We start from the raw sequence: 22,905 nt of genomic DNA, 5'->3' as shown, positions 1-22,905 counted from the left end.
TGGAGTCCGGTCCGGTCAGGCGGCTCGGCGAGCACCCGGCCGCCGGCGCTTGCCCGCCGCCTTGCGCAGGGCCGTCCAGATCAGCGGCCCGGCGACGAGCTGACAGACGGCGGTGACACCGACCGCCGTGTGGATACCGGTGAGCCGGGCGGCGACGCCGGGCACCGCCGGCCCGGCGACGGCGACCGACAGCGCGCTCGTCAGCGGGATGCCGATCGCCATGCCCACCTGCTGGCTCTCGGTGGCCATGCCGGTCGCCATGCCCTGCTCGCCGACGGCGGCGGAGGAGGTCACGATCACCATGAAGGACAGCGCGGCCGTCATGGAGAAGAAGGCGTTGACGAACTGGGTGGCGATCAGCGGGACCAGCCAGCGCGGGTCGGAGCCGGCCGCCACCACGGGCAGCATGAAGGCGCCCTGGAGGGTCAGGGAGAGGCCGAGCAGGGTGCGCGGCGAAACCCGTCGCAGGATGCGGGGTCCGAGCGCGCCGGCGATGATCTGCCCCACGCCGATGCCGAGCAGGACCAGACCGGCGGCGAGGGACGACAGACCCAGAACGTCCTGGACGTACAGACCGGTGAAGAAGATCAGTGCCGTCTCGCCGCCGAAGATGAACAGCGCGGCGAGATTGCCGAGCGCGACGTCCGGCTTCTTCAGGACCCGTACCGGGACCAGGGCGTCGGCCGTACGGCTCTCGACGAGCCAGAACGTGCCCAGCAGGACGGCGGAGGCGATCAGACAGACCGCGGCGGGGAGGTCGAACCCGTACTCTCCGGCGCGGGTGACGCCGTAGACCCCGGCGAACAGTCCGGCGGTGCTCAGCACCGCGCCGGGCAGGTCGATCCGGCCGTGCGGACGGGTCCCGCGAGCGGGGTCGGCGCCCACGACCCTCGGGACCACGAGGATCGCCGCGAGCGCCACCGGGACGTTGACGAAGAACGCCCAGCGCCAGGAGAGCACATCGGTGAGGAGGCCGCCGAGTACGGCTCCGGCGCTGAATCCCGAACTCATCATCACGCTGTTCAGGCCGAGCGCCCGGGTCCGCAGGGCGGGTTCGGTGAACGCGGTGGTGAGCAGGGCGAGCGCGGCGGGGGTGACGGCGGCGGTGGCCAGCCCTTGGAGTGCGCGGGCGCACAGCAGCGTCGTGGGCGCGTCGGCCATGCCGCCGACCAGCGAGGAGAGGGCCAGGACGGCCATGCCGGCAACGAAGATCCTGCGGCGCCCCACATAGTCGCCGACGCGGCCGAAGACGAGGGTGCAGCCCGCCGCGCACAGGGCGAAGGTGGTGGCGATCCACTGCAGGCCGCCGGCGGAGAAGCCGAGGGCCGTGCCGACCCCGGGAAGGGCGACGTTGAGGACGGAGAAGTCCGCTGCCAGCATGAACTGCGCCGCCAGCAGCGCCACCAGGGCCGCGCTCTGACGTGGGGTCATGCGGACGGGCGAGGGCCGGGGCAGTTCTGTGGCAGTCGGTTCGGTGGCCGGTTCGGCGGTTGACTCGGTGATCGCTTCGGCGGTTGACTCGGTGGTCGTCATGGCACCCAGATTCGGGCGCCGGGTCGCGGCCTGCCAGATCCGCCTTGAGGACACTCCCGCCGAGACTGTCACTGGCAGGGTCACCCTCGGACCACCTTGACGAGCCACTCGCTCCAACGGCGGCACCCGGCACTCGGCACGACGACCGGCGGTGCGGCGATGCGGCCCGGTTCCGGACCGGCGGACGCTCGTCCCCGCGACGCGCACCGGGTGTGCCCGGCCGGATCGGATTCCGGCCGGGCACACCCGTTCGCACGTTCAGGTGAGGCGAATTCCCTTGTCGGATACCGCAGTTCAGATACCGCAGTTGGGTGCCGACCAGTAGCGGCTGGCCCGGTGGTCGACATGGGCGTGGTCGTCATGGCCGGGGTAGCCCGGGCCGAGGATGCCGTTGAAGCCGTGGTTGCGCGCCTCCTTGTCGAGGGTGCACAGCGCGTGCGGCCCGGCGCCGAGGTCGGCGGCGTCACCGTACATATGACGGCTGGTCGCGGCACCCCCGACGGCACTGTTGCACGCCTGGCTGCGGAAACCGCTGGTCACCCGGATCGACTGGTCACCCAGGGCGTGGCGGAGCGCCTCCAGTTTCCACATGGTGCGCAGGGCGTTGGACTTGGCGGTGGCCGCGCTGACGGCACCGCCCGCCCAGGTGGAATTGCAGTGGTTGAGCTCGGCGTACGAGAAGTGGACCGGAGTGCAGTCGTCGTCCTGGAGCGCGTAGATCTTGCCGAAGGTCGCCGGGCCCGCGACGCCGTCGGCCGCCAGCCCGTACGCGGATTGGAAACGCTTCACGGCGGCGGTGGTGGCCGGGCCGTAGGAACCGTCGATGGCCAGCACGGCACCGTAGCCGGGGTAGCCGGCCACCCGGATCTGCAACGCCGTCACATCGGCGCCGGACGCCCCCTGGGAGAGGGTGCGCGACCAGGTGTAGCAGCCGTCCGCCTGCGCGGGGCCGGCGGTGGCCACCACACCCACGACCACGGACGACAGCAGCATCACGAACGAGAGGAGCAGACGTACGGGGCGGGACTGGGCGGTGCTTCTGCGCATCGGACCTCCATCGCCGAACAGGTCTGAGACGACCCGCCAGCCGGGCCGCCCCCCGAGGTTGGCGGCCGGGTCGACGCGCGTCAACCCTGTGGAACAGCCGCCTCTTTACCGACACCTCGTCTCCTCGGCGGGTTCACTTCGGGGGCGACGGGCGGGGCAAACAAAGCCGACGGCCAGCACCGGCGAATCGGGCTGCACCGCCCTTCCCGAGTCTCGCCCGAGGCCCCGGACCACCACTCACACGTGTGCTAATCTCCCGACACACGTGTGAGGGAGTGTGTTCCCGTTCCCGCGTGTCAGCGCCTGCGAAGCCACCCTCGTGATGCAAGGAGACGGACCGATGGCCGGCACCATCCCCACTGGCGACACCCGCGCATCACGCCCGGATGACCCGCATATTTGTGCAGGCCACAGCCCTTCGGCGAGCGATCGCGGGTTCGCCCTCGACGGCACAGGAGCGTCCGCTGCACGGCCGGCTCCCTCATTTCCCGTCCCCTCACAGTCCGCCAAGAGCGGAACACGTATCTCCCTCCGCGCAACCCTGACAGCGGTGGCCTGCGTGGCCCTCGCGTCGGGGTGCTCTTCCACCCCCGAGGCTCCCGCTGCCGACGGGCGCCCCTCGGTGGCCCACACGCTGCGGGCTCTCGTCCCACAGGGTGGAGGGCTCGCCGTACGCGCGTCCGGTGAGGCATCGGAGGAACCGCTGGCCCCCGCCGTTCTGACGTACACGGACGCCGGCGGCTCCGGTCGGCTGTCCGCCTCGGTCGGACGCGTCCCAGCACCCGTCGCCGCGCAGCTCTCGCAGTGCCCCGACCCGTCCGAACACCCCTACAGCCGGTGCACGGTGACGAAGCTCGACAACGGCGCGACGTTGCTCCTCGACCAGTCTCCCGTCGACGAGACCAAGCCCTCGGCCGGGCAGCGGTGGACGGCGGTGCGCATCGACCGGGACGGCGGTCAGGTCGCCGTCTCCGCGTCCCGTGACGGTGGGAGCGGTGGTGGCGATGGCGGGGACAGCTCCGCCCGCCCTCGGCCGGCGCCGGCACTCGACGGACGACAGCTCACCGACATCGCCGTCTCGGCCCGGTGGAATCCCGTCCTGGCGGCCGTTCCCGCGCCTCCCCGGGGAGCCTCTCCCGCACCCTCCTTCCAATATCTGCCCGCCGCGAAAATCACCGAGGTCATCCGTCGTGCGACGCCCCAGGGGCTGCGGACCGCCGACGAGGGAGGAGCCCCGGGCTACGGGCATCTCACCGTGGACGACGGCCGGGGCAGCTGCCTGATCGCGGTCACCGTCCAGAGGTGGAAGCCGGGCGACAAGGCCCTGGAGGAGGTCTTCGCGGGAGCCGCCGGGCAGGCGGACGGAACCCGGGTGAAGACCACTCGCGATCACCCCCGCAAGGGCGGCGAGGGGGCCGTCGCGTGGTCGGTCGACACCTGGCGGTCCGACGGGCTGCGGGTCGCCGTCACCGAACTCAACACCCACGCCTACCGGCTGCCGGGCAAACGCCACGACCCCGCACTCGGCGTCGACCGGCTCAAGCGGCTGGCGCTGTCCGACGCCTGGCGCACGGCGATCGCGGAGGAGGACTCCGTACGACGGCAGCGGTGAACGCCCGCCCGAGCCGCGCCGCACCCTTCCCCTTTCTCCACTCCCCTGCTTCCCCCTGGAACTCTGCTCCGCCTCCTGCCGGAGCAGAAGCACGTCCTGTCCGATCCGTACGACCCACCGGAGGATGACCATGCGTTTCCTGAACCGAGCCACGTCACTGGCCGCCGTCGCCGTGACCACGTCCGCCCTGACCCTGGTCCCGCTCGCCCTCGTCTCCCAGGCATCGGCCGCGACGTCGGTCGGGGGCTGGTCGCTGTGCCGGGACTACGACCTCAAGAACTGCAACTGGTGGTCGGTCGGCAACGACCCCTACTCGCCGGACCTCGGCAAGGGCGACAACTCGAGCTCCGGCGTCGAGAACCTCCAGGACAAGATCTCCTCGATCCAGATCCAGGGCGCCAAGACGCTCTACACCTGGAACGACAACAACTTCACCGGCATCCAGGGCGTGTTCCAGAACAACTACACCTGGAACACCCTCAACTACCCCTACAACGACTCGATTTCCTCGATCCGCACCTGGGGCTGATCCCACCCGGCGGCCCGTCGCCGTATGAGCGGGCCCGTGGGGCCGGCCGACCGGAAGCCCGGCGGCCGGCCCCACTCCCACCTCAGGCGTTCCGAGACCGTGGCCGTGGCCGTGGCCGTACCGTCATCCGGATCCCGTCCCGCGCCCACAGCACGAATCGCTCCACCGGCGTCACCTCGTGCCCCGGCACGGGCTGAAAGCGCAGCCGCTTGAGGAGGACGGCCAGCACGAGCTGGGCCTCGACCGTGGCCAGGGCGGCGCCCTCGCAACCGCGCGGCCCGAGCCCGAACGGGACGTAGGCGAGTCTCGGCCGACCGGCGATCTCCTCCGGTGTGAACCGTTCGGGGTCGAACCGCTCGGGGTCGGGCCAGTACGCGGGGTTCATGTGCAGCGCCCAGAACGGATAGAACACGGTCGTTCCGGCCGGGATCCGGTACGGGCCCACGCGCAGTTCCTCGGTGGCCTCGCGCGCCCCGTACGGGCCGGGTGGGAAGAGCCGCATCGATTCCTTGAGGACCCGGTCCAGATACGTGAGCCGCTTCAGGTCGGCGTAGTCGGGCACCGCGCGATCGCCGAGCACCCGGTCCAGTTCGCCGGCCACACGATCGGCCGCGCCGGGATGCAGGCCCAGCAGATGCAGCGTCCACGACACGGCGACCCCGGTGGTGTGGTGCGCCGCGAGCAGCGTCACCATCACCGTGTCCCGGATCCTCGCCGGACTCTCCCCCGCCTCGACGAGCGCCCCGATCAGATCGCTGCGGCCGGTTCGGCCGTCCGCGTGATGCGCGGCCACCGCACGGTCGACCCTGCCCCGCAGATACGCGAGGGCCTCCTCGGCCCGCTCCGCCGAACGCGGATCGGCACGCGGCACCTGGTAGAGCCGCCCCAGATGCTCGGTGAGCACCTCCTCGAAGGCCTCGACGACACACCCCTCGTCCTCCTCGGCCCCCTCGCCCGTCTCCGTCCCTTCGGCCGCTTTGCCCCCGGTGCCGAGGGCGAACCCGTCGATCATCCTGAGCGACAGCGTGGTCAACTCCTGTTGCAATTCCACTGGTTCGCCTTCAGGCTGCCGGGCCCACCGGTCCGCGAGTTCCCGTGCCTGCTCCGTGAAGCGCGCGAAGTGGCGCTCGTGGGCGGGTCGTCCGGCGAAGACCGAGAGCATCAGCCGTCGCCAGGGCGTGTGTTCGGCGGCGGGAAGCACCTGGAGGTTGCCCGCCTCGCACAGCGGGTCCAGGAACGCGAACAGCTCCTCGGGCCGCTCGTCGAGATGCGCGGTGGCCTCCAGGAGCACCGGGTCGGCGATCGACACGGCCGTGTCGGCGCCCGGCAGCCGAAAGCGCACGACGGGACCGTAGCGCTCGTGCAGATACAGCTGGTACCGGTGCAGCCCGCCCGCGGCCGCGATCGCGCGCGGCCCATCGTCGTCCTCGGGCTCGGGGCCAGGGATACGCATGACGGTCCTTCCGTTCCTGAGCCGTGCCGTCGCGGTCCGCCCGAGAGGCGTTCGGCTCACCACGCCACCGGCGGTTCCCCTCCGTCCCTCGTGTCCTACCCCTCCCCCGAGCGTGTGGACGCCCTCCTCGTGGGCAGTGTCACCCATCATCGATCCCATCGGCGACATCCACCCCGATCACCGATTCGACCCGAGGGAGCATGGAGTGACGTCTCGTCGGAACGCGACGGATTCGACACCTGCCACACCACCCGACCACGCCGAGGCCCCGGGCTACGACTTCATCGTCGTCGGCGCCGGCTCGGCGGGCTGTGTGCTCGCCAGCCGGCTCACCGAGGACGCCGGGGTCCGCGTCCTGGTCCTGGAGGCGGGCACCGACACCGCGGGCCTGCCGGAGGCCGTCTCCGATCCGCCGGCCTGGATGAGCCTGGGCGAGACGCCCGCGAACTGGGGCGACACGACGGTCCCCCAGCTCGCCGGCTCCCTTCCCCCGCGGTCCGCTCCTCGCGTCATGCTGCCGCGCGGCAAGGGACTGGGCGGCTCGTCCTCCATCAACGCCATGGTCTTCGCCCGCGGTCACCGCAGCGGTTACGACAGCTGGGGCGAGCACGGCGCCAAGGGCTGGACCTTCGACGATCTGCTCCCCTACTTCCAGCGCACCGAGACCACGCGCGGCGGGGCCCCCGGCCGCGGCGAGGCCGGTCCGCTCACCGTCGCCCCGATGGCCGAACCGAACCCCATCGGGCTCGCCTGCCTCGCCGGTGCCATCGAGACCGGCCTACGCCGCGCCACCGACATCAGCGGCGGGCTCGAAGAGGGCTTCGCCCCCGTGGACCTCAATATCGTCGACGGGCGCCGGCAGAGCGCCGCCGACGCCTACCTCACCCCCGCTCTCGGCCGGCCCGGCCTCCATGTCGTCACCGGAGCCATGGCACACCGGCTGATCTTCGAGGGCCGGCGCTGTGTCGGTGTCGAGTACGACGTCCAGGGCCGGGTTTCGCGTGCGCGAGCGGTGCGCGAGGTCGTCCTCACGGCCGGCGCCATCGGCTCCGCCCAGCTTCTGCTCCGCTCGGGGGTCGGGCCCGGCCAGAAACTGCGCGAGGCCAGTGTGGAGGTGTTCCACGAGCTGCCGGGGGTAGGCCGCAATCTGCACGACCACCCGCTCCTCACCCTCGTCCACCGCACCCGCCGCACGGTGCCCCCGTCCCGGGGCAACCACGGCGAGATCATCGGACTGCTCCGCAGCGCGCCCGAACTCGACGGGCCCGACCTCCAGTTCATCTTCGTCGACATCCCGTTCCCGAACCCGGAGCCTCAGGTGGCCAGCGGATTCTCGATCGGGATCTCGCCCATCCGGCCGTACAGCCGCGGCACCCTGCGGATCACCTCGGCAGACCCGTACGCGCGACCGGTTCTCGACCCCGGCTACTTCACGGACGAGCGTGACGTCCACACCACGCTCCACGGCATCCGCGTGGCGCGGGAGATCGCCCGCTCCTCGGCGCTCGCCGTCTGGGGACCGGAGGAGGTCGCCCCGGGGCCGGAGGTCACGGACGCCGCGTCGTTGAGCGTCTACGCGCGCACCGCGTACACGTCCTACTGCCACCCCGTCGGGACCTGCGCGCTGGGCGAGGACGAGGGCTCCGTGGTGGACTCCGCGCTGCGTGTGCGCGGGCTGGAGGGGCTGCGCGTCGCCGACGGATCCGTCATTCCCTCGATCCCCTCCAACAACACCAACCCGACGGTCTACGCCATCGCCGAGCGCGCCGCCGCGTTCCTGCGCGAGGGCGTCTGAGCGACGCCGGGCGCTTCCCCCGCGGGCCCGTGTTCCGGGGGATGCGCCCGGCACCGCCCGACGCACCCTGCGGTCCCGCGGCACACCGTGCGATCCCGTCGGACCGGCTCCGCATGTGCACACGTGTGCGCATGCGGCCCGCGCGACGATCATCGTTCCGCGGCAAGGTGTTACACTGCCGGAGAAGTAGACCGTTCGTAGAGGAGAAGCAGACGTGGTGGGTGAAGACGACATCTCCGGGTGAGATCCGGATCTGACGGCCACCGGCCGGTGCCGAAGAGCACTGCCGCCGAGGTGGTCGGCTTTGTCGTGCCCCCTTTTCACCCGTCTGCCCAGGGCAGAGGTCTATCACTCCGCCCTCAGTACTTCCGAGGTCTCGCCATGTCCGACGCCACCATCATCTGCTCGAACCTTTCCTTCTCCTGGCCCGACGACACGCCGGTCTTCCACGACCTGTCCTTCAGCATGCCCTCCGGCCGCACGGGCCTGGTCGCCCCCAACGGATCCGGCAAGTCCACCCTGCTCAAGCTGATCGCCGGCGAACTCGCGCCCACCGGCGGCTCGGTGAGTGTCGACGGCACCCTCGGCTACCTCCCGCAGAGCCTCCCCCTGACCGGGAATCTCACGGTCGCCGAGGTGCTCGGCATCGCCGAGGTGATCCGCGCCCTGGACGCCGTCGAGTCCGGCGACGTCGACGAGAAGCACTTCACCACCATCGGCGACGACTGGGACATCGAGGAGCGCACCCGCGCCCAGCTCGACCGTCTGGGCCTGGCGCATCTCGCCCTGGACCGCAGCCTGAGCACGCTCAGCGGCGGCCAGGTGGTCTCCCTCGGCCTCGCCGCCCAGCTGCTCCGGCGCCCCGACGTCCTGCTGCTCGACGAGCCCACCAACAACCTCGACCTGGAGGCCCGGCACAAGCTGTACGACGTGCTGGCGGACTTCAACGGCTGCCTGCTCCTGGTCAGCCACGACCGTGCGCTGCTCGACCGCATGGAGCGCATCGCCGAGCTCGACGGCGGCGAACTGCGCCTGTACGGCGGCAACTTCACCGAGTACGAGGAGGCCGTCCGCGCCGAGCGGGAGGTCGCCGAGAAGAACGTACGCAACGCCGAACAGGACCTGAAGCGCGAGAAGCGGGAGATGCAGCAGGCCCGCGAGCGGGCCGAGCGCCGCGCGAGCAACGCCGCGAAGAACCTCAAGAACGCCGGGCTCCCCCGGATCTTCGCCGGCAACATGAAGCGGGGCGCGCAGGAGGCCGCCGGGCGCTCCGGGCAGATGCACGCCTCCCGGGTCAGCGAGGCCAAGGCCCGTCTGGACGAGGCCGGGCGTGCGCTGCGCGAGGAGCAGCGTCTCACCCTGGAGCTGCCCGACACCAAGGTGCCCGCCGGCCGCACCCTGTTCCTCGGCGAGGGAATGCGGGTGAGGCTCGGCGACAAGGACGTCTTCGGCCCCGGCGGTCTCGACCTGACGGTCCGCGGCCCCGAGCGCATCGCGCTGACCGGTCCCAACGGCGCCGGGAAGACGACCCTGTTGCGGCTGATCACCGGCGAACTCGCTCCGGACAGCGGGGAGATCAAGCGCAGCGAGGGCCGGATCGCCTATCTGTCGCAGCGCCTGGATCTGCTGGACCTGGATCTCACGGTGGCGGAGAACTTCGCCGCGTTCGCGCCGGAGCGTCCGGAGGCCGAGCGGATGAACCTGCTCGCCCGCTTCCTCTTCCGTGGCGCCCGTGCCCATCTTCCGGTCGGGGTGCTCTCCGGCGGCGAGCGGCTGCGCGCCACCCTGGCCTGTGTGCTGTGCGCCGAACCGGCTCCTCAGCTGCTGCTGCTCGACGAGCCGACCAACAACCTCGACCTGGTCAGCGCGGGCCAGTTGGAGAGCGCGCTCGACTCGTACCAGGGCGCCTTCATGGTCATCAGTCACGACGAGAGGTTCCTCGCGCGGATCGGGATCGACCGCTGGCTGCGGCTGGCCGACGGAGAACTGAAGGAGACGGGGGCGCCCTCGGTGTGACCCGCCGGTGCGATCCGGCCCGCGCCCGAGGCATCCGCCCGGCGGGCCGCCCACCGACCTCCCACCGAAGGAACCCCCATGTCCCCGCACGCTCTGCTCGCCCATGACCTCGTCCGCGACCTGGGCGGACGCCGGATTCTCGACGGCGTCGGCCTGACCGCCTCGCCCGGCACCCGTATTGGCCTGATCGGCGAGAACGGTGCCGGCAAGTCCACCCTGCTGCGGCTGCTCGCCGGCGTGGACGAGCCCGATGCCGGACGTGTCACCCGCCCGGCCGACCTCGGCTATCTCCCCCAGGAGATGCCGTTCGACAGCGGCGCGACCCTCGCCACGGTGCTGGCCGACGCGCTCCGCGAGGCCCGCGCGGATCTCGCGGAACTCGACCGGCTCGGCGCGGAACTCGCCCGGGTCCCCGAGGACGACCCCGGCTACCCGATGCTCCTCGACGCCTACGCCGCACGCCTCGACCAGGCCCAGGCCCGGGAGTCCTGGGACGCCGGGCGCCGCGCCGCCCTCGTGCTCGACGGGCTGGGTCTCGGACCGGTTCCGCACGACCGCACACTCGGCTCGCTCTCCGGCGGCCAGCGCGGCCGGCTGGCGCTGGCCGCGCTGCTCGTACGCCGTCCGTCGGCGCTGCTGCTCGACGAGCCGACGAACCATCTCGACGACGGCGCCGCCGCCTTTCTGGAGGACCAGGTTCGCGGCATGCCGGGGGCGGTGGTGATCGCCAGTCACGACCGGGCGTTCCTCGACGCCGTCTGCACCGACCTGGTCGACCTCGATCCGGCGGTGGACGGCCCGGTGCGCTACGGCGGCGGCTACACCGCCTATCTGTCCGAGAAGCGCGCCGAGCGGGAACGCTGGGAACGTCGATACGCCGAGGAGCAGCGGGAGTTGGCGGAGCTGCGCCGCTCGGCCAACGTGACCGCGCACCGGCTGGCCCCGGACCGGGGCCGCACCGACCACGAGAAGATGGGGTACGGCCACCGCGCGGGCCGGGTGCAGAACCAGATCTCCCGCCGGGTGCGCGACGCCTCCCGGCGGCTGGAGGAGCGGGAGCGACTCCAGGTCGCCGAGCCGCCGCGTCCGCTGCGGTTCACGGCCGGGGAAACGGCCGTCGCGGTCGACGATCCGGCGGCCCTGACACCGGAAGGGCGGCCTTCGCCGCTGGTGGCGCTGCGCGATGTACGGGTGCCGGACCGGCTCTCGCTGGACCGGCTGGACGTGGCGGCGAACGACCGGCTGCTCGTCACCGGTGGCAACGGGGCGGGCAAGTCGACGCTCCTCGCCGTACTCGCGGGACAGCTCACGGCCGGGGGCGAGGTGGTCAGGCGGCGCGGTCTGACGGTGGGGCTGCTCACCCAGGACACCGTGTTCGAGCGGCCCGGGCGCACGGTCCGGGACACGTACGAGCTGTCGCTGGGTCCTGAGCGGGCCGAGAAGGTGCCGCTGACCTCACTCGGTCTGATCCATGAGGCGGACCTGGACAAGCCGGTCGGACAGCTGTCCGTGGGCCAGCGCCGGCGTCTGGCGCTGGCGCTCCTGGTGGCCCGTCCGCCTCGGCTGCTGCTGCTCGACGAGCCGACGAACCATCTCTCGCCGCGGCTCTGCGACGAGTTGGAGGATGCCTTCGGCGAGGGCCCGGGCGCGATCGTCGTCGCCAGCCACGATCGCTGGCTGCGGCGCCGGTGGCAGGGGCGCGAGCTCGTACTGGAGGCGGGCAGCGCACGGACCGGGGAGCCTTCGGCGGCTCGGGCCGTGCGCGGCTGAGCCGGCCGCACCGACACATGTGTGCCCCGCTCCGGAGCGTTCCGGTGCGGGGCACACATGTCCATACAGGGGGTTGGGGACGAGCCCGGGTCAGACGGTGATGGTCTTGTACTCGGTGTACGTGCCGAGGCCGACCGCCCCGTACTCGCGGCCGATGCCGCTGGCCTTGAAGCCACCGAACGGGCCGTCGAAGGCGACGGAGGCGCCGTTGACCGTGACGGTGCCGGTGCGCAGCCGGCGGGCGACCGCGAGGGCGTGCTCCCGGTCGGCGGACCAGACGCCGCCGGACAGACCGTACTCGGAGTCGTCGGCGATCCGGACGGCGTCGTCCTCGTCGTCGTAGGGGATGACGACCAGGACCGGGCCGAAGATCTCCTCCCGCGCGATCCGCATGGAGTTGTCGACGTCGGCGAAGACGGTCGGTGTGACGTAGTTGCCGTTCTCCAGGCCCTCGGGGATGTCCGGACCGCCGGTGACGAGGCGGGCGCCCTCCTCGATGCCGAGCCGGATGTAGTCGCGGACCCGCTGCTGCTGGTCGGGGCGGATCATCGGGCCGATGAAGGTGTCGGGGTCGGCCGGGTCGCCGACCTTCAGCGACTCCACCAGCTCCTTCAACGCGGCCACGACCTCCTCGTACCGGGCGCGGGGGGCGAGGATCCGGGTCTGCGCGATGCACGACTCGCCGTTGTTGAGCAGGGAGCCGAACTTCAGGCCCGTGACGGCCTTGCCGATGTCGGCGTCCGGCAGGAGGAGCGCGGCGGACTTGCCGCCCAGCTCCAGGCTGACGCGCTTGAGCTGTTCGCCCGCGATCGCGGCGATGCGGCGGCCGGCCCGGGTCGAGCCGGTGAAGGCGATCTTGTCGATCTCCCGGTGGGAGACGAGGTGTTCGCTGGTCTCCCGGTCGGCGGGAAGGACGCTGATCACCCCTTCCGGCAGGCCGGTCTCCTCCAGCAGGTCGGCGAGCAGACCCATGCTGAGCGAGTTCTCCGGGGACACCTTGAGGATCACGGAGTTGCCGGCGAGCAGCGCGGGGAGGATCTTCGAAGTGGCCGAGGAGAAGGGCGAGTTCCACGGGATGACCGCGGCCACGACACCGACCGGTTCACGGCGCACGATGCTGCGCACCGGGGTGGCGGGGTCGGAGGGGGTCGGGGTCTCCTCCCAGGCGAAGGTCTCCGCCGCCGTCAGATAGGCGTGGGCCTGTCGGGTCAGACCGGCCTGTCCGGCGCGGGTGAACCAGGCGGCCGAGCCGTTCTCCCGCGAGATCAGGTCCGCGATCCGTTCCGCGTTCTTCTCGCGCAGTGCGTTGAACCGGCGTAGCACGGCGATCCGTTCGGCGGGCGGGGTCAGCCGCCACTCGCCGGCCTCGAAGGAGGCCCGCGCCGCGGCGACCGCGCGGTCGATGTCCGCCGGCCGCGCCTGGGCGGCGCGGCCGATCACCGACCGGTCGTGCGGTGCGGCGATGTCCAGCGGCTCCGGGTCGCTCGGCTCCACCCAGGAGCCCCCGATGAAGAGCCGGTCGTAGGTGATCACGCGTTTTCTCCCTTTCGGCGGCGTCCGCCCGTCCGTTCACACGGACGCGGACGCGGCCCTTCGGTTTCGGTCGTGGGTGGATGGAATGACGTGGACGGTGGGCTTGTGGGCTGGTGACGGACTGGCGGGCTGGCGGGCTGGCGCGGAACTCCCTCTAGAGCCCCAGGTCCAGGGCCAGGCACGAGTAGTGGTTCCACGAGCCCTCGGGGTCGTACCGGTCGACTGTCCCGGCGTTCGGCTCGGCCTGCTTCTCCTCGGTCATGTTCTCGAAGCGGACCCGCTCGGGGAGCTTGCCGAACCGCTCGTGACGCGCCACCGCGGCGGAGTCCAGGGCGAGTTCCGTGTTCATGCTCAGCCTCCAGTACGTCGTTCATGGATCGGGTTCTGCTCACTGCCCCAACACACCTCACTATGCCCCGCGCACACGTAACCAGTCAAGTCGGTTACTCGATGCGGGGTGTGCCGGTTCGTCGATCGGCGCATCCTTCTCCCGGTGCGCGGAAGGAAAGAGTCCACGGGACACGCCGGAACAACGACGGGCCGTCCACGGGATCCGGGAGCGACAATCCGAACGTGTGCCGGACGCGCCACTCGTTCGGCCGTCTCGGCACACCCGCACCCGTACCTCACCTTGGGGGAATGAACATGCGACTCGGACTGTCCCTGCCCACCTTCGGCAGCGACGCACATCTCGACGGTGTCGTCCGCTACGCCCGGACGGCGGAGGAGCTGGGGTACGACTCGCTCTGGACGGGCGACCGGGTGCTCGCGCCCCGGACGCCGAGCGCTCCGTACCCGGGCGGGGAGATGCCACGCTCCTTCGAGAACCACATGGATCCGCTCACGAGCCTGTCCTTCGTCGCCGCGCACACCAGCCGGGTACGGCTCGGCACCAGCACCCTCAACGGTCCGTGGCAGGCGCCGATACTGCTCGCCCGGTCGCTGACCACTCTGGATCTCCTCAGCGGCGGCCGGCTCGACGTCGGGTTCGGACTCGGCTGGATGCCCGACGAGTACACGGCGGTGGGCGTGCCGTGGGAGGGGCGCGGCGCCCGGCTCGACGAGACGCTCGACGTCCTGCGGGCGTACTGGGAGAAGGAGACGTTCGCCCACGACGGGCCGCTGTTCACCGTGCCGGAGACCGTCGTGGGTCTCAAGCCGGCCCAGCGTCCCCATCCCCCGGTCCTGCTTGCCGCGTTCACACCCGCCGGACTGCGCCGGGTGGCCCGGCGCGCGGCCGGCTGGCTGCCCGTGGCGATGCCGCTGCCCGCGCTGATGGGGATGTGGCGGCAGATCCGCGAGGAGGCGGAACGCGCCGGACGGAACCCGGAGGAGCTGCGCATGGCACTGCGCCTCAACGCCACCCTCACCCAGGAGCGGACCGGTTCGGAGCAGCTGCCGGCGTCGGGCACGCTCGACCAGTACGTCGATTACGCGCGGGCCGCCGCCGACGCGGGCGTGCACGAACTCTTCATCGAACTCGGCCAGGCCCCCGGCCTCCTCGACGAGCGGCTGGACACGGCCGCGCGCTTCATCGAAGGCGTACGCAAGGGCTGAGCCGGCACGCGGGTGGCCGACGGCGGGAGCCGAGTCCGGGTCCGGCCCGGTCTCCTCCCTCGCTCCTGGTCCGGCTGCCCGCGGGCCCGATCGGGGGCCGCCCACCCGCACACCGGGCGGCGGGCCGCCACGGTCAGCGCCCGGGGGCGCGCTTGGTGACCTCCTGGAGGAACCATTCGTTTCCGTCGGGGTCGGCGAAACGGGCGAAGGTGCCGTAGCTGGGGCGGCCGGGCGCGAGCCCCGGCACCCGGCTACCGGGGGCTACCTGGTGGAAGGCTCCGGTGACGTCGTGGAACGGTCCTTCGACGTCGACTCCGCGCTCGGTCAGTTCGCCGACCGCCTGCTCGATGTCGGTCACGATCAGATGCAGGCCCCGGGCCGACCCGGCGGGGAGGGTGGTCAGTCCTTCCCCGAAGATGACCGAGCAGGCGGAGCCGGGGGGTGTCGCCTGGACGATCCGGTATCCGTCGTGGATCGGGAAGTCGGCGTCGGCGCGGAATCCGAGCGTGTCGAGGTAGAACTCCTTGGCCTTGTCGACGTCCGAGACGGAGAGGACGACGACTTCCAGCTTCAGGTCCATGGGCTGTTCTCGCTTTCGGAGGTGGTGGTCACGGCCGGGAGGGTCATCGGGTGGCGCGTGCGGCGTCCTCGATGACGCGGGTCACGACGCCGGGGCGGGAGACGGCCACCGCGTGCGAGGCGGCGACCTCGGTGACGCGGGCGTGGGCCCGCTCGGCCATGAACCGCTGCGCGGCGGCCGGGATGTTGAGGTCCTGCGTGGTGACGACGGCCCAGCTGGGGATGGTCTTCCAGGCGGCGACGGTGGCCTTCTCCTCCAGCGCGGTCTGGGCGATGGGGCGCTGGCCGGCGGCGGCGAGAGCGGCTTCCTCGCGCGGGACGTCCGCCGCGAACTGATGGCGGAACTTGTCCTGCCGTATGTAGAGGTCGGTGCCCCGGGTGCCGTCGGGCCGGGTGACGGACACCGGATCGAGAGTGTCGGGGAGGGTGGAACCGGGGTACTTGCCGGTCAGCTCCAGCGCGGACTCGCCGGGGGCGGGCAGGAAGGCCGCCACGTAGACGAGGGCCTTGACGTCGGGGTCGTTCGCGGCGGCCTCGCTGATCACGGATCCGCCATAGGAGTGGCCGACGAGGATCTTCGGGCCCTTGATGTGGTCCAGGAGGCCGCGCAGAGCGGTGGCGTCGTCGTGCGGGCCGCGCAGCGGATCGGCGGCGGCGACCACGGGGTATCCGTCGGCGCGCAGCCGGGAGACGACTCCGTTCCAGCTGGAGGAATCCGCGAACGCGCCGTGCTCCAGTACGACGGTGGGCCGGGGCCCGTCCCGGTCGGCCCGGACGGTGGCCCCCGTGTCGGCTGTGGCGGTGGCGGTGCCGGTCAGGGCGACGACCCCGAACGCGGCCCCCGCGACCGCTGCCGCCACCGCCCCAGTCAGCACCTTCCGCTTACCCGCAGCCTTGATGTTCACCATGCACGCCCTTTCGAGACCGGAGCAGCCGGCCTACCCGACCGATCAACCGTCACCGGTTTGTGTGGTGATCAACCTGCCACTCGCAAAATCACCTGTCAAGACGGTTACTTAAGTGAGTCCGTGTTCCGGCCTGCCCTGCTGACGCTCCGACAGGCGCAGCCGATGAATCCGATGGACCCGCCCGCCGCCGATCACCCCCTCCCGACCGGCGAATCCCGCCTTGCGGCGGGTACACGCGACAAACAGGGGCACCCAACTACGCCCGTACCATCGGCACTTCACACCCCGCCGACCCCGAGCGGGATCCGGAAGACAAGAGGAAACACCATGACGAGACGCCTTCCCCTGACGAGCCTGAAGCGCGCTCTGACAGTCGGCGCCGCCCTGATCTGCGGCGCCGGCGCCCTGGCCGCGACCCAGCCCGCGATGGCGAGTCCGACCGCGCACCACGCGCACCACGCGCACTCCGCACACCCCGCGCACCCCGTACACGGCGTGGCATACGTAGCCCTCGGCGACTCCTACGCCGCCGCCCCTCTGGTCCCCGACCAGGTCGACGCCCACTGTCTGCGCAGCAGCAACAACTACCCTTCCCTGGTTGCTCGTTCGTCGGCCGGAACGCGACTGACGGACGTCACCTGTTCGGGCGCGACCACCGTCGACATGACCTCCCCGCAGGGAACGGCGGCACCGCAGCTGGACGCGGTGAACCGGCGCACCGACCTGGTGACCCTCACCATCGGCGGAAACGACATCGGCTTCAGTACGGTGCTGGGCACATGCGCGCAGCTGGGGGCGACCGACCCGTCCGGCGCCCCGTGCCGCGCGTATCTCACCGGCTCGGGCACCGACCGGGTCACGGAGTCGATAGCCGCGACCGGGCCGAAGGTCGCCCAGGTCATCCGAGGCATCCACCGCCGCGCACCGCACGCGAGGATCGTCGTGGTCGGCTACCCGGCCCTCTTCCCGGAGAACGGGGTCGGCTGCACCAGCGCCACCGTGCCGCTCGCGGCCGGCGACTTCCCGTATCTGCGCGACAAGGAGAAGGAGTTGAACTCCATGCTCGCCCGCCAGGCGCGACTCGGCGGCGCGACCTACGTGGACACGTACACCCCGACAGTCGGGCACGATCTGTGCGCACCGGCCGGCACGCGATGGATCGAGCCCTTCGTCCCGCAGAGCCCGGCGGCTCCGCTGCACCCCAACGCCCAAGGCGAGAGCGCCATGGCCTCGGCCGTACAGCGGGCCCTGACGCACCGGCACTGACCCCCACGCCGATCCCCCTCTCCCTCGGTGGCACCCTCCGCCTCCGAGGGGGAAGTCCGCACGGGAGCGAGGAACCCTCGGCGACACGACACGGAATCATGAGTCACCACCTTGAATGGTGACGCCGAACGTGTCAGAGTCGTCCTCGCACACCCACACACAGGCACGTGTTCACGACTGCTTCCCGTGCGGCACGGGATGGCACCGCTACAGCGCACGGAGGGTTCACATGATCGACAGGCGCACCTTCACCAGGGCGATGGGCCTCGGCACCGGAGCGGCCGCTCTCTCGCCGGCGGGCCTCCAGGGCGTCGCGTACGCCACCACCCCGGGCCGCGGCGACACGGCCCCCGTCGTACCGGAGATCGCCCCGGGCACCCACACCACCTTCCCCGCACTGCGCCGGGTCGAGGCCGGTCTGCTGAACGTCGGCTACGCCGAACTGGGCCCCGCCCACGGGCCCGCCGTGATCTGTCTGCACGGCTGGCCGTACGACATCCACAGCTACGTCGACGTCGCTCCCCTGCTGGCGGACCTGGGCTACCGGGTGATCGTGCCGTACCTGCGCGGCCACGGCACCACGCGCTTCCTTTCCTCCCGGACGTTCCGCAACGCCCAGCAGTCGGCGATCGCGCTCGACGTCATCGCGCTGATGGACGCGCTCCTGATCCGCCGGGCCGTGATCGCGGGCTTCGACTGGGGTTCGCGGACGGGCGACATCCTCGCCGCCCTCTGGCCGGACCGCGTCAAGGCGCTGGTCTCCGTCAGCGGATATCTCGTCACCAACCGCGAGATGCAGCAGGAACCGATCTCCGCGGCCGCCGAGCACACCTGGTGGTACCAGTACTACTTCGCCACCGAACGCGGCAGGAAGGCGATGGAGCGCCAGGACCTCCGCCGCGACCTGACCCGGCTGGTCTGGGACCTCGTCTCCCCCTCCTGGGACTTCGACGACGCGACCTTCGCGCGCACCGCGGCGGCCTTCGACAATCCCGACTACGCCGCGATCGTCATCCACAACTACCGCTGGCGGCTGGGCCTCGCCGAGGGCGAGCCCCGCTACGACCACTACGAGGACCGGCTGGCCTCGGGCCCGGCCATCGGGGTGCCCACGATCGCCATCGACCCCTTGCTCGACCCCTTCACGGCGCGCCCCGCCGACGGCTCCGCCTACCGCGACAAGTTCACCGGGCCGTACGAGCACCGCACCCTGTCCATCGGGCACAACGTGCCGCAGGAGGCGCCGACGGCGTTCGCCCAGGCGGTCGTCGACGTGGACCACTTCTGACGGGAATCGGCGGTGCCCCTCGCAAGGGGATGCCGTGACCCGGTGTTCCCCGCCGAACACCCGTATGCGAAGAGCCGGGGCCGTTTCCGGCTCCGGCTCTTCGCATACGGGTGTTCGGCGCGCGTGTCACGGCACGGGGCCGCCTTCGGCCGCCGGCCCGCTGGCCGGTGTGGGCCCCGCGTGACCGCGGTTCAACTCTTCCCGCACCACCCTGATCGCGTACGCACGGTCGATCATGTACGGCAGCATCCCGCAGGGCAGCAGAGGGCTCGCCAGGGGTTTTCCGCCGCCGTCCCGTTGCGCTCCCGGGGTGAAGAGTTCAGGCATCCGCCGGCCGGAACACCCGACGGGAACTCCGCTCCGGCCCGCGCCACGCGCGGCCGCCGCACAGAACACCCCCGGCCCGCCTCCTCATCGAGTGAGAGAAGGCGGGCCGGGGGGTGTCTTCGGCGATCGCGTCGCCGCGAGGGAGCCGGCGGATCAGTGACGGGTCGGGGACACGCAGCGGAAGCTGTCGGCGGCGGCCGGGTCACCGTGGCCCTGGTAGCGGGAGACCTTCGGGTAGGCGCACAGGTCGCGGGCGACCTGCTTGCCGGTGGAGTCGGTCAGGGTGGCGGGGAGCGTCGCGGGCGCCTTGCCCCGCTCGACCCAGGCCCGCAGGGCTCCGAGGTCGTCGGTCTGCCCGGTCAGCGCGCAGTGGGCGGCGCCCGGCGCGAGGAAGACGCGGTAGAAGTCGTCGACCCGCTCGGCGCCTCCCATCCGCCGCTCGACCTGCCGGCGGTAATCCACCGTGCCCTGGGTGGGGATCAGCTGGTCCTGCTGCCCGTGCCAGGTCAGGAGCTTGCCGCCGGACTTACGGAAGGCGGAGAGGTCCGGGTCGTCGGTGCCGATGACCTTGCCGTATTCGGCCTGGGACTGCCGGAACAGCGCGGTGAACTGGGCGTAGGTGATCGTCGAGACGTCGAACGCGGGCTGCTTCTTCACCCAGGAGGCGACCCAGGCGGACGGTACGGGGAACGCCTGGCCCTTGAGGTCGCCGTGGGCGTCCGGCAGGGTGCCCGCGAGGTACGGGAACTTCAGGTCGGCGCCGATCGGGACGCCCGACCACAGCTTCTCGCCCGACGCGGTGCGCGGGCCGTCCCAGATCTTGCGGACCACGGCCGCGTCGGCCGCGGTGATGGTCACCCGCTCGCCCTCGCACTCGAGGGTGGTGCCGATCAGCCGGCGCGGGTCGAAGTCGCAGCGGGCCGGGTTCTCGACCAGGCCGTCCCGGACGCCGTCGAGCGCGTCGCAGGCCTTGATGGCGGCGGTGTTGAAGGCGTCGAACGCGCATCCGCTCGGGTAGGTCTTCTCGTTGTTCATCACCACCTGCGGCCACAGGGTGGCGACCTCGAACTCGTCCCAGTTGACGGCCGGCGCGTTGGCGAGGATGCCGTCGTAGTCGCCGGGGTGGCGCTGGGCCTCCGCGTACCCCTGACGGCCGCCGGTGGAACAGCCGTTGAAGTACGCGTAGGAGGCCGTCCTGCCGTAGTGGCCGGCGATGACCTGCTTGGCGACGACCGCGGCCTCGTGCTCGGAGCGGGAGGCGAAGTTCTTCAGGAGCGAGGTGTCGACCCGGCCCTTCGTGTCCAGGGCCCAACTGCTGTCGAGGTAGGTCTTGACGCCGGCGTCGGTGGTGGCGGTGGCGTAGCCGTTCTTGACGGCGCCCGCGAGGCCGGCGCCGTAGTCGCCGGCGGCGAAGGCGCTTCCCCCGAGTGTCTGGAGTCGTCCGTTCCAGCCCGTCTCGGGCAGCCAGACCGTCACCTTGGCGTGATCGCCCTCGCCGGGGTGTGTCAGCGTGACCGTCACATCGCAGTAGGCCGGTACGTCGGGGATGTGCGCGGCGGGGAGGGGCGGGATCTCCGGCACGTCGACGGTTCCGGCCTCCCGGGCGACCGCCGCCACACTCTCCACCGCGGTGCCCTCGGGGGCCCGCACGGTGATGGTCGAGCAGGCGGAGGCCCGGGGGGCGGATGTCCCGGTGCCGGCCCAGGCGGTCGGCAGATACATCGCCGCGACCAGCGGTACCCCGGCCGCGACGGCGGTCAGAAGTCGTCGTCTCATGATTCCCCCTCAGGAGCGGATGTGTATGCGAAGTAGTGACACATACGCCGGCGCGTCCCCAGCACGGCGAGTGTGAGAAGAGAGTGACATGGATACGCGTAACCGGTCAAGAAGGTTACGCGCGTGAGGTCGGCGCGAGCGGAACGCGCTCGTCGGGGCGGCACGGGCGGGATCATTCGGCCGATTCGGCCGCCCTGGACGGTCCGGCAGGTCCGGCAGGGCCGACAGGGCTTGCCGGACGCGGTACCCCCTCGGCGCACTCCTCCGTCAGCCATCGGGAATGCCACCGCTCGGCCCAGGACCGGCTGACATAGCCCGTCTTCATCCCCAGCCGGGCCTCCGGGTCGGCGCGCGCCATACGTGTGTGCCCGACGAGAACGAGGGCGATCGACCAGGCCAGAAGGTCGTGTACGAAGATCGCGCCGGTGCGGGAGATGAAGGGCAGCACGCCCGTGAACCACATCAGCAGACCGGTGCCCAGCATCACCAGCACGGCACCGGCGATCCAGCCCGCGTAGAGCTTCTGCCCCGCGTTGAACTTGCCGGCCGGACGGTCCCTCGGCCCGGTACGGCCCCGGCGGACGGCCCGCAGCCAGCGTCTGTCGTACGGCGCGAAGCGGTTCAGACGGCCCAGGTCGGCACGGAACTCGGCCGACAGCAGCCCCAGCAGAACGGGTACGGGAAGCAGGATGCCGGACCATCTGTGCACCGTGGTCACGAGCGGGCGCCGGCCCACGAGTTGGGCGAGCGGGCCGAGGTAGAGACAGGCCGCGGATGCCAGACAGATCAGCATGAGCCATCCGACGGCGCGGTGGACATGACGCTGGGAGGAGCCGAACCGCCGCACCCGGTCCGTCCGTTCAGGCTGCTCCATCGCCCCGGTCCGCCCCGTCGAGCCAGCCGTCGACCGGATAGCCGCGCTCCTCCCAGAACCCCGGGACCACCTTCTCGGTGACCTCGATACCGGAGAGCCACTTGGCCGACTTGTAGAAGTACATCGGGGCGACGTACAGGCGTACCGGACCGCCCTGTTCATGGGTGATCGGCTTGTCCTGCAGGTTCAGCGCCACCAGGACGTCCGAGCGGCGGGCCTGCTCCAGGGTGAGGCTCTCACTGTAGGCGCCGTCGAAGCAGGTGAACCGCACCGCCCCGGCTTCGCCGCGCACACCGGCGGCGTCGAGCAGATCGGCCAGTTTCACCCCCTCGAAGGGAGTGCCGTCGACCCGCCATCCATCGGTGCACACCACATCGCCGACGACCCGCGTCTGCGGCAGCGCCCGCAGCTGGGGCAGGGTGTAGGTGCGGGGGCGGTCGACCAGGCCGCCGATCGTCAGCGCGTAGTTCCGCTCGCTCTTGCGCGGTACCGACCCGACGACGCTGAAGTACCGGAAGCCGCCGGGATTGGGCAGCAGCCCGGTGAGTCCGGTGCCGTCCACCTGGGAGGCGGCGGCCAGAGCCTTCCCCCAGCCCCGCTGGAGCGGAGGCCCCGCCACGACTCCCACCGCCCCCGCGGCCAGTACGCCGAGGAGGGCCCGCCGCCCCACCGGGGCGCCTTCCCCGCGCCGTTTCTTCGCCTGATCCGCCATGTCCACTGCCCCCTTCGAGAGGAACGGTCGCTCAAGTAACCGTTCTGAACGGTTACGACCGTGACATGTTTCCGAGTGGGTGTCAACGCGGCGACAGGGGAGCCCTTGCGGGTTTCTCGACCGGCCTTCGGCGTCCGGGAATCGGGGAAGGCTTGCCGCATTCAGGGCGCGTACCAGGGGAGACGGTCCGAAAATGGGGCTACGAAGCCCGCCCCGTCACACGTCGCAGCGTGTGGGGGTGTCATGTGCCGCCCGCACCCTCCCGCACCGAAAGTCCGATGTGGGTACCATGCGCAACGTCATCCATTACGAGGGAGTGAACGGTTGTGA

At 71.4% G+C, this 22,905-nt stretch carries 18 protein-coding genes; 8 read left to right on the top strand and 10 right to left on the bottom strand.

Features of this window, described 5'->3' with window-relative positions:
* Positions 1 to 15: 15 nt before the first annotated feature.
* On the bottom strand, positions 16 to 1,533 hold the full coding sequence (locus tag ABZ990_RS00090; RefSeq protein ID WP_361222737.1) for an MFS transporter: 1,518 nt from the start codon (positions 1,531 to 1,533) through the stop codon (positions 16 to 18).
* Positions 1,534 to 1,827: 294 nt separating this feature from the next.
* A complete protein-coding gene (locus ABZ990_RS00085) occupies positions 1,828 to 2,580 on the bottom strand; it encodes a D-Ala-D-Ala carboxypeptidase family metallohydrolase (protein ID WP_361222734.1) in 753 nt (250 codons plus the stop codon).
* 622 nt (positions 2,581 to 3,202) lie between these two features.
* Between ABZ990_RS00085 and ABZ990_RS00080 the strand changes: the two genes are divergently transcribed.
* Entirely contained in the window at positions 3,203 to 4,192 is a 990-nt protein-coding gene (locus ABZ990_RS00080) for a hypothetical protein (RefSeq protein WP_361222732.1), read from the top strand.
* 130 nt (positions 4,193 to 4,322) lie between these two features.
* Complete coding sequence (locus tag ABZ990_RS00075) at positions 4,323 to 4,721, top strand: hypothetical protein (protein ID WP_361222729.1); 399 nt, start codon at positions 4,323 to 4,325, stop codon at positions 4,719 to 4,721.
* An 82-nt stretch (positions 4,722 to 4,803) separates the two neighbouring features.
* Here ABZ990_RS00075 and ABZ990_RS00070 read toward each other — a convergent pair whose 3' ends face one another.
* Complete coding sequence (locus ABZ990_RS00070) at positions 4,804 to 6,174, bottom strand: cytochrome P450 (protein ID WP_361222726.1); 1,371 nt, start codon at positions 6,172 to 6,174, stop codon at positions 4,804 to 4,806.
* A gap of 205 nt (positions 6,175 to 6,379) precedes the next feature.
* Here ABZ990_RS00070 and ABZ990_RS00065 point away from each other — a divergent pair, with 205 nt between their 5' ends.
* From ABZ990_RS00065 to ABZ990_RS00055, 3 genes are all read left to right on the top strand, one after another.
* Entirely contained in the window at positions 6,380 to 7,969 is a 1,590-nt protein-coding gene (locus tag ABZ990_RS00065; RefSeq protein ID WP_361222724.1) for a GMC family oxidoreductase N-terminal domain-containing protein, read from the top strand.
* 381 nt (positions 7,970 to 8,350) lie between these two features.
* Positions 8,351 to 9,985, top strand: coding sequence for a ribosomal protection-like ABC-F family protein (abc-f, locus tag ABZ990_RS00060; protein ID WP_361222721.1), 1,635 nt, complete (start codon positions 8,351 to 8,353; stop codon positions 9,983 to 9,985).
* 78 nt (positions 9,986 to 10,063) lie between these two features.
* On the top strand, positions 10,064 to 11,755 hold the full coding sequence (locus ABZ990_RS00055) for an ABC-F family ATP-binding cassette domain-containing protein (protein ID WP_361222718.1): 1,692 nt from the start codon (positions 10,064 to 10,066) through the stop codon (positions 11,753 to 11,755).
* A gap of 90 nt (positions 11,756 to 11,845) precedes the next feature.
* Here ABZ990_RS00055 and ABZ990_RS00050 read toward each other — a convergent pair whose 3' ends face one another.
* A complete protein-coding gene (locus tag ABZ990_RS00050) occupies positions 11,846 to 13,288 on the bottom strand; it encodes an aldehyde dehydrogenase (protein WP_361222715.1) in 1,443 nt (480 codons plus the stop codon).
* A 154-nt stretch (positions 13,289 to 13,442) separates the two neighbouring features.
* Positions 13,443 to 13,637, bottom strand: a complete 195-nt coding sequence (locus tag ABZ990_RS00045) for a hypothetical protein (protein WP_361222712.1) — start codon at positions 13,635 to 13,637, stop codon at positions 13,443 to 13,445.
* A 290-nt stretch (positions 13,638 to 13,927) separates the two neighbouring features.
* On the opposite strand from ABZ990_RS00045, the gene ABZ990_RS00040 reads away from it, so the two are divergent.
* A complete protein-coding gene (locus ABZ990_RS00040) occupies positions 13,928 to 14,845 on the top strand; it encodes an LLM class F420-dependent oxidoreductase (protein WP_361222709.1) in 918 nt (305 codons plus the stop codon).
* Positions 14,846 to 14,978: 133 nt separating this feature from the next.
* On the opposite strand, the gene ABZ990_RS00035 is transcribed toward ABZ990_RS00040, so the two are convergent.
* Positions 14,979 to 15,425: a VOC family protein gene (locus tag ABZ990_RS00035; protein ID WP_361222706.1), complete on the bottom strand. Its 447-nt coding sequence runs from the start codon at positions 15,423 to 15,425 to the stop codon at positions 14,979 to 14,981.
* 43 nt (positions 15,426 to 15,468) lie between these two features.
* Entirely contained in the window at positions 15,469 to 16,332 is an 864-nt protein-coding gene (locus ABZ990_RS00030) for an alpha/beta hydrolase (RefSeq protein WP_361222704.1), read from the bottom strand.
* Between the two features lie 327 nt (positions 16,333 to 16,659).
* On the opposite strand from ABZ990_RS00030, the gene ABZ990_RS00025 reads away from it, so the two are divergent.
* Positions 16,660 to 17,598 carry an SGNH/GDSL hydrolase family protein gene (locus ABZ990_RS00025; protein WP_361222701.1) on the top strand — a complete coding sequence of 313 codons (939 nt, stop codon included), beginning with the start codon at positions 16,660 to 16,662 and terminating at the stop codon, positions 17,596 to 17,598.
* A 229-nt stretch (positions 17,599 to 17,827) separates the two neighbouring features.
* Complete coding sequence (locus ABZ990_RS00020; RefSeq protein ID WP_361222698.1) at positions 17,828 to 18,886, top strand: alpha/beta fold hydrolase; 1,059 nt, start codon at positions 17,828 to 17,830, stop codon at positions 18,884 to 18,886.
* A 480-nt stretch (positions 18,887 to 19,366) separates the two neighbouring features.
* Here ABZ990_RS00020 and ABZ990_RS00015 read toward each other — a convergent pair whose 3' ends face one another.
* The 3 genes from ABZ990_RS00015 to ABZ990_RS00005 form a co-directional block, all read right to left on the bottom strand.
* Positions 19,367 to 20,989 (bottom strand): DUF6351 family protein, encoded by a 1,623-nt coding sequence (locus ABZ990_RS00015; protein ID WP_361222694.1) that lies wholly within the window; start codon positions 20,987 to 20,989, stop codon positions 19,367 to 19,369.
* Between the two features lie 172 nt (positions 20,990 to 21,161).
* On the bottom strand, positions 21,162 to 21,863 hold the full coding sequence (locus tag ABZ990_RS00010; RefSeq protein ID WP_361222691.1) for a cytochrome b/b6 domain-containing protein: 702 nt from the start codon (positions 21,861 to 21,863) through the stop codon (positions 21,162 to 21,164).
* On the bottom strand, positions 21,850 to 22,575 hold the full coding sequence (locus ABZ990_RS00005) for a molybdopterin-dependent oxidoreductase (RefSeq protein WP_361222688.1): 726 nt from the start codon (positions 22,573 to 22,575) through the stop codon (positions 21,850 to 21,852). Before ABZ990_RS00005 ends, ABZ990_RS00010 begins: the two co-directional genes overlap by 14 nt.
* Between the last annotated feature and the right edge of the window lie 330 nt (positions 22,576 to 22,905).

Origin of the sequence: Streptomyces sp. NPDC046203 (assembly GCF_040646255.1) — a bacterium.
GTDB lineage: Bacteria > Actinomycetota > Actinomycetes > Streptomycetales > Streptomycetaceae > Streptomyces.
The sequence above is the reverse complement of the archived record's forward strand: the minus strand, read 5'-3'. Positions and strand labels throughout refer to the sequence as shown.